Here is a 13480-nt window from a genome sequence, read left to right as displayed (position 1 = left end):
CTTGCGCGAGTAGAAGAAGTCGCGGGCTTGCATGTACTCGTCACGATCGCGGTTGCGACTGTCAGCGGACCGCACGTCGACCTCGGCATCGATTCGCCCGGCCGACGGCGCCTCGCGATCGAATACCACCTCGGCGCTGAAGGTCTCGAAGCGTCCCGTGAAGGGCGCGCCTTGCTGAAGGCCGATGAAGCGCAGCTCGCTGCCCTCGGCATCGAGGGCGTAGGTCACGGCCTCCGACCACGCGGCGGGCGATGCGCACAGGGCGAGAACCGTTAGCCCCTTGAGGAGGAACATACAAGGAGCCGAGCGACTCAAGCGTTTGAAGCACAAAACGTCATGACCTCAACTTGATGAAGGGAAGCATGCTGAGCAGCACGTTGTCCCGACGAACCCAGTGGTGAAACCCCGCGGCGAGCAGATGCGCCCCTAAGAGCAGGAACAACGCGTAGGCGAGCAGGCGATGGGTCCACTCGAACACCACCTCGAGCGTCTCGCTCGGGGGCACCAGGTCCGGCAGAGTGAACAGACCGAAGTAGCTCACGCTGAACGCGGCGGCGGAAGAGTAGCACCACCCCGCGATCGGCATGGCTAGGGTGACCACGTAGAGCGCCACGTGCGCGCCCCGGGCGAGCAAGCGTTCTCGCGCGGACATGCTCGAGGGCAGTGCCGGCGGCGGCGTGATCGATCGCCAGGCAAGACGCAGCGCCGAGGCGATGAACACGGTCATCCCCAAGGACTTATGAAGTGCGTACGCGGAGAACTTATCGGGCCCAAGATCCATGGCCATCATCTGGTAGGCCAGGGGGATCTGCAGCAAGATCAGCGCGGCCACACCCCAATGGAATAGGCGGGAGATAGCATGAAATTTCGATCGCGGTTCGACCTCGTGGCCGCTCATTCGGGTGTCCTCCTCACACGGGCAGCCCGACAGGGCGGGGCCACGAGCGCCGCAGTGTACACAAGCACCACGGCAAGGCTCGCCCGTCGTGGTACGAGCGTCTGCGCGCTCGCGCTGTTCGCGCTCGCAGGTTGCGTCGGCACGGTGGACGAAAGCCCCGCGCCCGGGGAACCCCCGACGGGAGCCGCCCGAGCGACCCCCGCCAGCGGTGCGCAGCACTACCGCGTGGTCCCCGGCGAGTCGGATGTGGAGATCCACGTCTTTCGCGACGGGCGTTTGGCGCGCCTGGGCCACAACCACGTGATCGCTTCCACCGCGATCGAAGGGGATCTGTGGCTGGCGGATCGCCCCGACGAGTCGGTGGTAGAACTCGTCATCGATAAGGTCTCGCTGGTCGTGGACGACCCGGCGCGCCGGGAAGCGGCCGGGGAGGCGTTCGCCACCGAGCCCACGGCCGAGGCGATCGCCGGCACGCAGGAAAACATGCTCGGCGCCGACCTCCTCGACGCCGCCAACTTCCCGGCCGTGACCGTGAGCACGATCGATGTGGAGGGCGAGTGGCCGAACCTCACGCTGCACGCTCAGGTCGTTGTGGGCGACATCCCTCGGCCCGTGAGCTTCCCACTCCTGGTGCGCGAGGACGGGGACCGCCTGGTCGCGCAAGGCCAGATCACCGTTTCCCATGAGCAGCTAGGCCTGCAGCCCTTCAGCGTAATGCTTGGCGCGCTACGCGTTCGCGAAGAGCTGCAAATGTACTATTCGATCGTCGCCGCGCCGGCCGGTGGATGATCATCGAATCCAGCGCGTGCGCACCGCCGAATATCCGGATGGTGATGGTAGGCAAAGTCATCGAAATGCTCGCCTGCCAGCTACCTCGCTCCCTAGCTGTCCGTACAACTACCTAGCCGGGTGCAATCAACCACGTGCGTTTGCTTATACGTTTGTTCGCAAGCGCCCAGACTGCTAATCTTTGCGCCCCCAACTGACCCCTGATTTCGAAGAACGCATGGCCAAGAAGAACTCCCGCCGCCAGCAGTCGCTGGTGGGCGACGAAGCCTACAACCTCGAACGTTTGACGGCTTACCGTTACGCGATACTTTACAAACTGATGAGCCGTTACTCGGCGAACTTCCTGAGCGATCGATTTAACCTGAGCATGGCCGAGTGGCGCATCCTCGGGCAGCTCGCCTACAACGGCAGCAGCACGGTGGCAGAACTCGCCCAGCGCACGCTCACCGACAAGGCGCAGATCTCCCGCTCGGTGCAAGCGCTCGCCGATCGTGGCCTGGTGCTGCGAGAGGCCCACGAGTCGGATGCCCGTCGGGTGGTGCTCACCCTCTCCAAGCGCGGCGTCGACCACGTAAAGAAGGTGTATCCCCACCGAGACGGCTTCAACGACGAGTTGATGGCCCAGCTGTCGCAGCAGGAGCGCAAGAGCTTGAACAGCGCGATCGACAAGCTGCGACGCTACCTGGAGCACGAGCTCGGCGACGAGCAGTAGTCCCGCCCCCAGCCGCTCCAACGCTCCATCAGCACACACTGCAGGCCGCGCCTCAGCGCGGCCTGTTCAATGCTGGTAACCCCGCGGCGCTCCGGCTACCCTCGCGGCACTACCCTGGGTAACCGCGAGCGCTCACCGACATGGCCCGTTCTCCCCGCCACTTCGACTACCAACACGATGGCCTGACCATGGATGCGCTGCTGGTGGCGCCCGACGGCGTCGAGCAGTCACGCCCCGCTGTGCTGATCGCCCACGCGTGGGGCGGGCGCAGTGACTTCGAGGAGGAGCGCGCCCAAGCCATCGCTGCCTTGGGCTACGTGGGCATCGCAATCGATGTCTACGGCAAGGGTGTACGCGGCAGCAACGCGGACGAGAACACCGCCCTGATGCAACCCCTGCTCGACAACCGACAGCGGCTGCAAGCGCGTTTGCAGGCGGCGCTGGCGGCCGCCCGTGAGCAGGCAGAGGTGGACGGCACCCGCGTCGCGGCAATCGGCTACTGCTTCGGGGGCTTGTGCGTGCTCGATCTCGCGCGCTCTGGCACCGACGTGGCCGGCGTGGTCAGTCTCCACGGCCTGTTTCACCCCCCGGAGCAGTACGGGTTACCGCCGCAGATCACCGCCAAGGTCCTGGTGCTCCACGGCTACGACGACCCCATGGCACCACCGGAAGCCATGGTCGGGCTGGCCGGCGAACTGACCCAGGCGAAGGCGGATTGGCAGATCCACGCCTACGGGCACACGCTGCACAGCTTCAGCAAACCCGGCGCCAACGATCCGGGCGCTGGTATCGCCTACAGCGAAGACGCCGAGCGCCGCTCCTGGATCGCGGTCCAGTCCTTCCTGGCGGAGCTGTTCCCGTGAGTCAGTACCGGTCCGAATTTCTACAGGCCCTGGACGCCCGCGGCCTGATCCACCAGCTGAGCGATCCGGCAGCGCTGGACGACGCCCTCGCCAAACCGGGCGAACGGGTGATCAGTGCCTACATCGGCTTCGACTGCACGGCGCCGAGCCTGCATGCCGGCAGCCTGGTGCAGATCATGCTGCTGCGCTGGTTGCAGCGCTGTGGCCACCGGCCGATCGTGCTGATGGGTGGCGGCACCACCCGCGTCGGTGATCCCTCGGGCAAGGATGAGGCACGCAAGTTGCTCACCGAGGAGCAGATCGAGGCCAACCTGGCGGGCATCCGCGAGGTGTTCGCCCGCTACCTGACCTTCGGCGACGGCCCCACCGACGCCGTGATGGTGAACAACGCGGACTGGCTCCTCGATCTCAACTACATCGACTTCCTGCGCGACTACGGACGCCACTTCTCCGTCAACCGCATGCTGACCATGGACTCGGTGAAGCTGCGTTTGGCGCGGGAGGAGAGCTCGCTCTCCTTCCTCGAATTCAATTACATGATTCTGCAAGCTTACGACTTCGCCGAGCTGAGCCGTCGCTACGACGTGTCCCTGCAGATGGGCGGCTCCGATCAATGGGGCAACATCGTCACCGGGATCGACCTCGGCCGCCGCGTACAGGGCGCCCAGCTCTTCGCCCTCACCACGCCACTGCTCACCACCTCCTCCGGCGCCAAGATGGGCAAGACGGCGAGCGGCGCCGTGTGGCTGAACCCCCAGATGCTCTCGCCCTACGAGTTCTGGCAGTACTGGCGGAACACGGAAGACGCCGACGTCGGGCGCTTCCTGCGCCTGTTCACGGAACTGCCGATCGAGGAGATCGACCAGTTGAGCGCCCTCGAAGGTGCGCAGATCAACGAAGCGAAGAAGCGTCTGGCCACGGAGATCACCACCCTCGCTCACGGCGCGGAATCGGCGCAGCAGGCGGCGGAAACGGCGGCCCAGGCCTTCGAGCAGGGCGCGGCAGCGCAGGGCCTGCCCACGATCGAGGTGGCGCTGGCCCAGTTGCAGGGCGAGGGTATGGGCATCCTCGACGCCCTACGCCAGGCGGGTCTCGCAGGATCGAACAGCGAGGCACGACGCTTGGTCACCGGCAATGCCATCAAGGTCAACGATGAGCCGATCACCGATCCCAAGGCGCGCCTGGATGCGACTCGCCTGGATGGCGACGGGGTGATCAAGCTGAGCGCGGGCCGCAAGCGTCATGCGCTGCTGAAGCCGAACTAACACGACCGCCACACGGAGGTGGCATCGATGCGACCGAGATTCCTCGCCCCCCTTTTCGGTGCTGCCCTGTGCCTCCTGAACGGGGGCGTTTCGGTGGCGATTGCCGCTGAGCCTGTCGCCGACACGCTACTGCTCAATGGGCGCATCTACACGGTGGATGGATCCCAGCCCTGGGTGGAGGCGCTCGCGATCGATGCCGGGGTCATCGTCTTCGCCGGCACTACGGCGCAGGCGCGTCGTTTCCAGGGTGAGGGTACACGGGTGATCGACCTCGATGGCGCGATGGCGCTGCCGGGCCTGCACGACAGCCACCTGCATCCCCTCGAGGCATTTCACGGCGCTTGGACCTGCTTCCTACCCGGGGGGCATCCACCCGAGTCCTACATCCCTCGCCTGCAAGACTGCGCGACGCGTCAGATCGGTACTGACTGGGTGCTTGGCTTCGGCCACAGCATCACCAACATGCTGCGAGCACAGGCCGAGGGGGGCCGCGCCCCGGTGGAGATTCTCGACGAGGCGATCCCCGACCGCCCCGCCGCGATGCTCGAGGGCACCTCCCACTCCGTGTGGGCCAACAGCCTCGCCCTCGCTGCCGCCGGCTTCGATGCCGAGTCGGCGGATCCACCAGGGGGCGTCATCCTGCGCGATCCGCAGTCCGGCGAACCGACGGGCTTGCTCCTCGACGGCGCCGGGGAGATCGTGATGGACTTGGCCTTCGCGCCCTCGCCGGCTATGCAGGCACTCAACGAACGCGCCGTGCGCGACAGTCTGGTCGCGATGAATCGCAACGGCATTACGAGCTTCGCCGACGCCCGCGCCCACTGGCGCCGCGGCTACCTAGAGGCCTACCGCACAGTCGCCGACGGCGGGGACCTCACGGCGCGGGCCCTCCTCGGCCTATGGGCTTACCCCTACCTAAATGACGACGAGCAGATCGCCGCACTACGCTCGCTCTACGACGCGTCCGTCCACCCGCGCCTGCGCTTCACACAGATCAAAGCCTACGCAGACGGCGAAGTCTCCCACACCAGCGCTGCCCTTCTCGCCCCCTATCGAAACTATCAGCTCGCCTCGCCAAGGGGCTTGAACTACTTCGATCGTGCGCGCCTCACGCGCTACATCACGGAGCTCGAACCGATTGGCTTCGATTTCCACATCCACACGATCGGTGACCGGGGCGTGCGCGAGGCCTTGGATGCCATCGCCAGCGCACGCCAGGCCAACGGCGACCTGGGTCGACGCCATCGCCTGACCCACCTGGAGATCGTCGCCCCGGCGGACATCCCTCGCTTCGTCGCCCTGGACGTGGTGGCCGACGTGCAGATGTCCTCATCCTTCGTCCTGCCGCCGGAGACACGTTTCTACCGTCCTTATCTGGGTGCGCGTCGCGCGATGGAGCGGGTGCTGCGCCTGCGCGACCTGTGGGAGTCGGGGGCTCGGGTAGTGTTGAGTAGCGACTACGACGTGGGCGCCCTGTCGCCCTTCGTGGGCATGCAGAACTCCCTCACGCGGGGCGATCAGAGCCTGCCTACGCTGGATGCCGCGATTCGCGCTTACACCATCAACGCGGCCTACCTCATGCAGCAGGAGGACCGCCTCGGCAGCTTGGAGGTGGGTAAGCTTGCCGACCTGGTGGTTATCGATCAGCAGCTCTTCGACATCGCGCCCGAGCAAATTGGCGCGACGCGGGTCACCCTCACCATGGTCGGCGGCGATGTCGTTTTCCAACGCTGATCCGCCCTTCGCTCACCAGGGCCTTTGTCTTCAGCTCGAACGGCTCGACGAGACCTGACATCCATGCGCATACGCTTTCGTCTTCGCTACGCAGCGATCGCCTTGGCCCTGATGCCCGGCCTGCTCCTCATGGCCGTCCTGTGGATGGCGGGCGGCCTGCAACCGCCGAAGACCTTCGAGGCAGCGGTAACGCAAGTCGACGCGCTGACGCCGACAACGCCCCACGACACGCAAACGCTGCGACTGCTGATCTGGAACGTCGCTTGGGGCTACGGTGAGGGCTCGGCCGGTGCGGGACCGAAGAAGCCGAAGGAGCACTTCGAGCAGACGATGGCGGCGATGGCGGCCGTCGTGCGCGAGGCGAGCGCGGACATCGTGCTGCTGCAGGAAATCGACTTCGACGCTACGCGCAGCTATCACCAGAATCAGGCCCGCGCGATCGCCGAGGCCGCCGGCCTGCCCTACGTGGCCGAGGCGGTGAGCTGGCGTGCCAACTGGGTGCCTTTCCCCTACTGGCCACCCGCCGATCACTTCGGCCGCATGTCCTCGGGCGGCGCCATCCTGAGTCGCTTCCCCCTGAGCGATCATCGGGTAGAGCTACTGCCAAAGCCCGAGAGCAACGCACCGCACTACAACCTGTTCTACCTCTTTCGCTACGCGCAGGAGGTGAAGGCGGCGACGCCCCTCGGCGAAGTGCAACTGCTCAACCTGCACCTGGAGGCCTTCGACGGCGTCAACCGGGTGCGCCAAGCATGGATGTTGGCCGAGCGCCTGCGCGGGCAGGTGCCGGCGCTCACGGTGCTGGCGGGAGACTTCAATGCGCTACCGCCGGAAGCGCCCGTGCAGGCCGGCTTCGTCGACCAGCCGACGGCGAACTTCCTCGGCGATGAGACCTTGCTGATGCTGCGCAGTATCGGGGAGATACGCGACGTGGTGTCCGCGCGCGACTACCGTCGCAACCCGAGCGCCCACTACACCTTCCCGTCCACCGAACCCTCGCGCACGCTCGACCACGCCCTGGTCGGCACGGGCTTCGAGGTACGCGAGGCGCGCGTGTACCACGAGGCTGGGGAACTCAGCGATCACCTGCCGCTGCTGGTCACCCTGGCGCTGACCTCGTCACGCTGAGCGCGTGGGGCGAAAGCGTAGGGACAGGCAGCTAAGGCCACCGTCCACCTTCTCGAATTCGCCCATGCCTAAGGTGATGATCGGCAACGCCATGGCATCACGAAGTCGCGCCAGCGTACGCGGGAAGCCCTCGGCCACCAGCAGGGTCTCATTCACCCACAGGGTGTTGGCGGCGTAGGTCTCCTCCTCCGGCACGATCACCTGCGTAAACAACGCGAAGGCCGGTTGGCCGGCGAGGGCCTCGGTGATGAGCAGGTGGCCGTGCTCGAGGTAGCTCACGCTGCTCTTGAGGTGAAGGCCGTCCGCGAGGGGGACCGTGCTGGCCGCGTAGCCCCAACGGGCGAGGATCGCGCCGAGTTGTCGCGCGCCCTCCGCGTTGGTGCGCTCGGAGAGGCCCACGTAGTAGTGATCGCCCACCATCATCACATCGCCCGCGTCCAGCGTGCCCGGGGCTTCGATCGCGAACACCTCATCGAAGTAGCCTTCGATCGCTGGCCGATTCAGGGCCGCCTCGTCGCGACGGGACGGCGCGCCCGGCCGGGTGATCACCGCGCCTCGCGGCGTGAGCAGGGCGGTGTCCTCGACGAAGGGGCCGTCGGGGAAGTCCGCCGCGGGCTCCAGGCGGTGCACCTCCATCGCACAGCGCGTCAGGGCCTCCACATAGGCCTGATGCTGACGCGCCGCCAAGGCCGGGTCGGGCACCCCCAGGGGGGAGCTCGTGGTCAGGGCCTGGGTGAGGTTGGCGGCGGGCGGGCGGACGATGGCGTGGGTGAACATGGGGCGATCAACTTCGAGTGAGTACGCCGCGCAGCCTAACCCACCGTGGCGCTCGAACGAGAGCCTCCAGCCCCGGTACTATCCTTAGTTCCCGGCGATACGAGGAAGCGCGGATGAACGACAGCGAGGTGGAACGGCGACTCGCCGACCTGGAAAGCCGCCAGGCCTTCCAGGAGGACGCTCAAAACACCCTGAGCGATGTCCTCGCCCAGCAGGCGCGCGACATCGCCGCCCTGCGCCAGCAGATCGAGCACCTCAACACCCGCCTGCGCGAAGCCCTGCAAGACGCGGCGTCACCTCAGCGCGAGGACGACGCGCCGCCCCCGCACTACTAGTGGTCTCAGTGGGGGGGCGCCTCACGCCAGCGCGCGACGCTCAGTCGATACACGCAGTGCTCGCGCAGATGGCTGCCGGGCGGTAGCGCCGGATGCTCGAAGGTCGTCTCGTCGCGGATCATGCCGAGGCGCTCCATCACCGCCTGCGATCGCTGGTTGCCCAAGGAGGTCCACGCCAGGATCTCGCCCAGGGCGAGTTCCTCGAAGCCGAAGCGCAGCGCCGCCTGGGCGGCTTCGGTGGCGAACCCTTGCCTCCAATGGCTCTCCAGCAGGCGCCAACCGATCTCAATGCAGGGATCGTAGGGCGTACGGTGCCGAGGCGGTGTGATGCCGACGAACCCGATCAGCTCGCCTGTATCCAGTCTTTCGGTGGCCCAAAGGCCCCAACCCCGCTCGGCGATACCCTCGTATAGGCGCTGCCACATGGCCTCGCACTGCACGGGCGTGAGGGTGGAGGGGTAGTGCGCCATGACCTTGGGACTCTCGCCCATGGCGATCAGCACCGCCAGGTCCTCCTCACGCCATTGGCGCATGAGCAGCCGTGGCGTGCGCAGCACGATCGGCGTCGCACTCATCTTCGTGTCCCCTCCGCTAATGCTCGATGGCATAGTAGCCGGCGTAGTCGCGCCTGAGGAGTCCGCACCGATGAGCACATCAGCGATCAGCCCCAAGACCGTTGCCGCCGGTCTCGAAGACACCTGGTCACCGCGAGTGGTCGCGGCCTTCGACGAGCACTACGTGAAGGTGGCGCGCCTGCACGGCACCTTCACCTGGCATTGCCACGAGGACGAGGACGAACTGTTCTACGTGCTCAGCGGCCAGCTGAAGATCGAGCTGGAGGACGAGACGGTGGTGCTCAACCCGGGCGATCTCTACGTGGTGCCGCGCGGGGTGATGCACAACCCGATCGCCGAAGAGGAATGCCAGGTGATGCTGATCGAGCGCAAGTCGACCCTGCACACGGGCGATAAGGTGACCTCGCAAACCCGCTCCGTCGAAGAGCAGCTGCGGTAGCCCTCAGGTATCGTCCTCCATCAGGGGCGCCATCGGCGTGAGGCAGTGCGATGGCCCCGTGCCCCAGCCCGTAGCGCCGTCGAGATAGGCCTGGCGCTCGCCCACCTCCCGCATGTGGGCCACGAATTCGAGGAAGAACTCCCGATCCCAGAGCAGGCGGGCCGAGAACACATCGTTGGTCACGGCCTGCTCCTCGTCGCCGAACGCCGCGGCGAGCGCATCGTTCGAGCGCTGGCCGCGCTCGGCAAGCCCGTTGAGCACCTGTTCATCGCCGAGTCGCTTCGAGGCGTCGGCCAACACGGCCCGACCATGCAGCTGCGTGATCATGATGTGGGCCTGCGCCTCCAAGCGCTGACCGAAACGAAAACACGCATAGTCCAGCTGCGGGGATTCGGCCACGCGACAGGCGCGGATGGAGTCCGCGCCTGATAGCAAGTCACTCGCAGCAAATCCAAAGGACGCCATAGAACGCATCGGGAAGCTCAACCCCGCCGCCCCCATTACCCGCTCCGCCAGCAAAACGCGATCGAGGTAGTAGTCGCGGAAGTTGGGTGCCTGCGATGCGCGCTCCATCGCCTCGACGACGCAAGGTACGTCCTCGCGCGCCGCGCAGCTGGCGCCGATGAGCGCCCAGCTAAGGCCGTTGTCGCCATCGAACTCAGCGAGGCGACGCTCCACATCAGGGAGATCGCAACCGGCGATTGAAGGATGCTGACGGCAGAGGTTCAGGAGCGACGAGAGGTACATCGGGTTAGTGGCGTCCACGGCGAGGGCGGCATTCAAGCGCGCGACTCTCTCGCCGATGGGCATCAAGTCGAGATTGCTACCCAGCCCACCGCCCGCGGCCACGTAGAGGGCCTCCGGGTCCGTGCTGCCCTCGAGCTGGGCGGGCCAGCGATCGACCTCACCCATCAGCGAATCCTGCGCCGCCAACATGAACGATAAGCTGCGCCCCATCATGTCGCTCAAGCGCGCCTGGATACCCTTCGCGCGGGCGCAGTCAGCGTCTTCCTGTTGCTGGGGAGCTTCCGCTGGCTGCACGGGCGCAGGGGAAGAGGTCGCTTGCGCATCGTCGGACGTCATCACCGTGGGCGGCACCGATAGCCCCGCGCCCACGGAACCCCCGAACCAACCGACGAGTCCCAGCAGCAATAGCAGCAACACCACCATCAGTAGCACGAGGGTTCGCAAATCAGTTCCTTCGCCAGGCTCAGCAGGTCGCTTAGCTTACGCACCGCGGCCATCCCTTTCGACGCGCTGCCGCCGAGCGGCGCACGCCCAGGGTAGCGTCGGCTGGGAAGCTCATAAGTCGGGCCGCCAGCCCTGTGCTTCCAGCGACGTGAGATCGAGGCGCGTGAAGCCATCTGTAGCCGCAGCTACAGGTGGCTTTGCGCAACGCTGAGATCGCGCCGCTGGTGCGCAGGCATAGTGGGCGGACTTGTGGAGAGCTTCCCTAGTGGACTTGACCCTGCCTGAGGCGTCACGCTACGCCCAACGGCCATCACGATCGCTACGGACACGGAGAGGCTGCTTGAGCGCTCGAGGCACAACGCGATGCACCCGCGGCTGGAAGACGGTCACCGCTGCGCTATGGACCCTCTTCCTGGCCTGCGCCGGCGCGGTCGCTGACGAGGCGCCCGATTGGCGCTGGCAGGGCGTGGAACGGGTCATCGCCTTCGGCGATGTGCACGGCGATTACGACGCCCTGCACACCCTGCTCACCTTCGCCGAGATCATCGACGGCGACGATAGGTGGATCGGCGGACAGACCCACCTGGTGAGCCTCGGTGACCTGCTCGATCGCGGTCCCGAGTCGCGGCGAGTGATGGACCTGCTCATCAAGCTCGAGGGCGAGGCCGAGGCCGCGGGCGGGCGCGTGCACGTGGTGATCGGCAATCACGAGCAGATGAACCTGACCGGCGACCTGCGCTACGTCGCCGAGGAGGAGTACTCCGCCTTCGCAGGCCCGCGGGACGACGCCCTGCGCGAAGCGGCCCTGCAGCGCACCCGCGGCGCCAAGCGCGACGAGGCCGTGATCCGCGAGCGCCCACCAGGCTTCTTCGCCCACCGCGAAGCCTTCTCGCCCAAGGGCCGCTACGGCCGCTGGCTCCTCGGCAAGCCGATCATTGCCGTTATCAACGATACCGCCTTCGTGCACGGCGGCCTGTACCCCCAGGCCCTCTCTTCGCCCGCCGCCGAGTGGGTACCGGCGCTCAACGCGACGCTGCGCGAAGCGACGGCCCTACGCGCCGAAAAATCACTACAGCGCGCCGACCTGCTCGACCGCAACGTCGTCGACCTCGGCACACCTGATGGATTGGCTAGCCTGCCGCCTTCGGCGAAGTCGCTGCGCGAGTCGCTGCAGCGGGTCGCCAACGCGGGGCTCTTCAGCGGTCGAGGCCCCCTGTGGTATCGCGGCAATGCCGCCTGCCACCCGGCGCTGGAGAAGGCTCCCCTGGCGCGGGCGCTCGCGCACCTAGGGGCGCAACGGGTCGCCATCGGCCACACCCCTCAGGCGGATCACAGGATTCGCTCACGCCTCGACGGACGCGTCCTGCTGCTCGACACCGGCATGCTCAACCGGTACTACGGCGGCCAACCCCGAGCGCTGCTGTTGGAGCAAGGCCAGGCACCGCGCGTGCTCTCCCCGGACGGCGAACAGGACACTGTCCTCGCCGAAGCACCGGCCATCTTCGGCGGCAAGGACGCCGACCGCCTCCAGCGACTCTTCGAGAGTGGACACCTGGCGATCGAAGGGGGCACCGGGGCAAACACCCTGCAGTTGGATGACGCCCAAGCCGAGGTCGAGGTACTCAGCGTGGGCAACCGTGCGCGCCGGCGCATGATCGCCGCCCAACGCATCGACCAGCGTCTCGGCCTCGGCTTCGTGCCCTTGGTGACCGAACGCGGCGAGGGGCGCGAGGGCGTCCTCATACGTCTGAACGAAGGCACTTGGCTGAGCGAACCCGAACGCAAGCGAACCAAGCGCAACGTGCCCAACTACTGCGGCGCGGGCCATCCCTTCGCCCTGGTTCGCCTGTTCGACGCGCTGATCGGCCACCCACGGCGGGCCGAGGAAATCGCTTACTCGAGGCCCGGGTACTCGATCCGCTTGACCGGGCATGACGATGCCTTCACCGCTGGCGCCAACGAGGTCGCCGCGCCGGACATGCCCGCCGAGGTCGCCATCGCGTTGCTCGAGCAAATGGATGAGGCGTTCCAAGAGCAGACCCTCAGCGCCCTGCTGAACAAACCCCAACTGCGCGCCCTGGAGGCTCGCCGCAGCGCCCTCCTCGGCCACTACCGAGGTCGATGAGCCATGCGCCGCCTGAACCGCACCGCCGGCCCCATCTTCCTCATCACCTGCTACTACACGGCGCTGCTGTCGCTCGTATGGGCGGTCACCCACCGTCCTGACTGGGCGCCCTGGCTGCCCTTCGGGGGACTGGACGCCCTGGCGGCGAGCGGCGCCAACTCCTTCGAGGTGGTCACCTCGAACGTCGCCTCCGGCCTCGCCCGCGGCTTCGACGCCGTGCGCCTGGCGGTGGCGATCGCCGGCGCCACCCTGGTCATGTTGCCCGTCTCGTGGGTGTACCTCATGACCACCAAACCTAAGAAGCTGGATCAGTCCTTCCTGTTCACCATCGTGATGCTGCCCATCGTGGTGGCCGGCACGGCGATGATCGTGGCCAACAGCCTGGCGCTCGCCTTCAGCCTAGCAGGAATATTCGCTGCTGTACGCTTTCGCTTCACGCTGGAAGACCCGGTGCACTCGCTATACATCTTCCTCGCTATCGTGGTGGGGCTGGGCGCGGGCGTGGCGGCGCTAGGCGTTGGGCTGGTCACGTCCATCGCCTTCGTCTACGTGGCCCTCGGCCTTTGGATCACCGAGTACGGCTCGGACCCCTCGTCGCGATTGCAGAACTTCCTCTCCGGCCGTGACGCCCGCGACGAGGAGCTGTAGT

The 13480-nt window shown here is 66.7% G+C and carries 15 protein-coding genes; 10 read left to right on the top strand and 5 right to left on the bottom strand.

Features of this window, described 5'->3' with window-relative positions; all coding sequences use genetic code 11:
* Together AAF184_10380 and AAF184_10375 are read right to left on the bottom strand one after the other, a co-directional pair.
* On the bottom strand, positions 1-294 hold a 294-nt coding region (locus tag AAF184_10380; protein MEO0422732.1), incomplete at its 3' end, for a YceI family protein.
* Between the two features lie 40 nt (positions 295-334).
* On the bottom strand, positions 335-898 hold the full coding sequence (locus AAF184_10375; protein MEO0422731.1) for a cytochrome b: 564 nt from the start codon (positions 896-898) through the stop codon (positions 335-337).
* Positions 899-952: 54 nt separating this feature from the next.
* On the opposite strand from AAF184_10375, the gene AAF184_10370 reads away from it, so the two are divergent.
* The 6 genes from AAF184_10370 to AAF184_10345 all read left to right on the top strand — a co-directional run bounded on the left by AAF184_10370 (position 953) and on the right by AAF184_10345 (position 7389).
* Positions 953-1687, top strand: coding sequence for a YceI family protein (locus tag AAF184_10370; protein ID MEO0422730.1), 735 nt, complete (start codon positions 953-955; stop codon positions 1685-1687).
* Positions 1688-1904: 217 nt separating this feature from the next.
* Positions 1905-2399, top strand: coding sequence for a MarR family transcriptional regulator (locus tag AAF184_10365; GenBank protein MEO0422729.1), 495 nt, complete (start codon positions 1905-1907; stop codon positions 2397-2399).
* Between the two features lie 140 nt (positions 2400-2539).
* Positions 2540-3262, top strand: coding sequence for a dienelactone hydrolase family protein (locus AAF184_10360; protein MEO0422728.1), 723 nt, complete (start codon positions 2540-2542; stop codon positions 3260-3262).
* Positions 3259-4527: a tyrosine--tRNA ligase gene (gene tyrS, locus AAF184_10355; GenBank protein MEO0422727.1), complete on the top strand. Its 1269-nt coding sequence runs from the start codon at positions 3259-3261 to the stop codon at positions 4525-4527. Before AAF184_10360 ends, tyrS begins: the two co-directional genes overlap by 4 nt.
* Positions 4528-4554: 27 nt before the next feature.
* A complete protein-coding gene (locus AAF184_10350) occupies positions 4555-6261 on the top strand; it encodes an amidohydrolase (protein MEO0422726.1) in 1707 nt (568 codons plus the stop codon).
* A gap of 63 nt (positions 6262-6324) precedes the next feature.
* Positions 6325-7389 carry an endonuclease/exonuclease/phosphatase family protein gene (locus AAF184_10345; protein MEO0422725.1) on the top strand — a complete coding sequence of 355 codons (1065 nt, stop codon included), beginning with the start codon at positions 6325-6327 and terminating at the stop codon, positions 7387-7389.
* On the opposite strand, the gene AAF184_10340 is transcribed toward AAF184_10345, so the two are convergent.
* Entirely contained in the window at positions 7381-8166 is a 786-nt protein-coding gene (locus AAF184_10340; GenBank protein ID MEO0422724.1) for an arginine deiminase family protein, read from the bottom strand. The two genes, AAF184_10345 and AAF184_10340, sit on opposite strands and share 9 nt — an antisense overlap.
* Positions 8167-8279: 113 nt before the next feature.
* Here AAF184_10340 and AAF184_10335 point away from each other — a divergent pair, with 113 nt between their 5' ends.
* Positions 8280-8501, top strand: coding sequence for a SlyX family protein (locus AAF184_10335; GenBank protein MEO0422723.1), 222 nt, complete (start codon positions 8280-8282; stop codon positions 8499-8501).
* Between the two features lie 5 nt (positions 8502-8506).
* On the opposite strand, the gene AAF184_10330 is transcribed toward AAF184_10335, so the two are convergent.
* A complete protein-coding gene (locus AAF184_10330) occupies positions 8507-9076 on the bottom strand; it encodes a GNAT family N-acetyltransferase (protein MEO0422722.1) in 570 nt (189 codons plus the stop codon).
* Positions 9077-9146: 70 nt separating this feature from the next.
* Between AAF184_10330 and AAF184_10325 the strand changes: the two genes are divergently transcribed.
* Complete coding sequence (locus AAF184_10325; GenBank protein MEO0422721.1) at positions 9147-9515, top strand: cupin domain-containing protein; 369 nt, start codon at positions 9147-9149, stop codon at positions 9513-9515.
* A 3-nt stretch (positions 9516-9518) separates the two neighbouring features.
* Here the strand turns inward: AAF184_10325 and AAF184_10320 are convergent, their stop codons facing one another.
* Entirely contained in the window at positions 9519-10706 is a 1188-nt protein-coding gene (locus AAF184_10320) for a hypothetical protein (GenBank protein ID MEO0422720.1), read from the bottom strand.
* A 340-nt stretch (positions 10707-11046) separates the two neighbouring features.
* Between AAF184_10320 and AAF184_10315 the strand changes: the two genes are divergently transcribed.
* Positions 11047-12831: a metallophosphoesterase gene (locus AAF184_10315; protein MEO0422719.1), complete on the top strand. Its 1785-nt coding sequence runs from the start codon at positions 11047-11049 to the stop codon at positions 12829-12831.
* Positions 12832-12834: 3 nt separating this feature from the next.
* A complete protein-coding gene (locus tag AAF184_10310) occupies positions 12835-13479 on the top strand; it encodes a DUF4956 domain-containing protein (protein ID MEO0422718.1) in 645 nt (214 codons plus the stop codon).
* Position 13480: the final 1 nt, after the last annotated feature.

Source organism: Pseudomonadota bacterium (genome assembly GCA_039815145.1).
Taxonomy (GTDB): Bacteria; Pseudomonadota; Gammaproteobacteria; order Steroidobacterales; family JBCBZW01; genus JBCBZW01.
The sequence above is the reverse complement of the archived record's forward strand: the minus strand, read 5'-3'. Positions and strand labels throughout refer to the sequence as shown.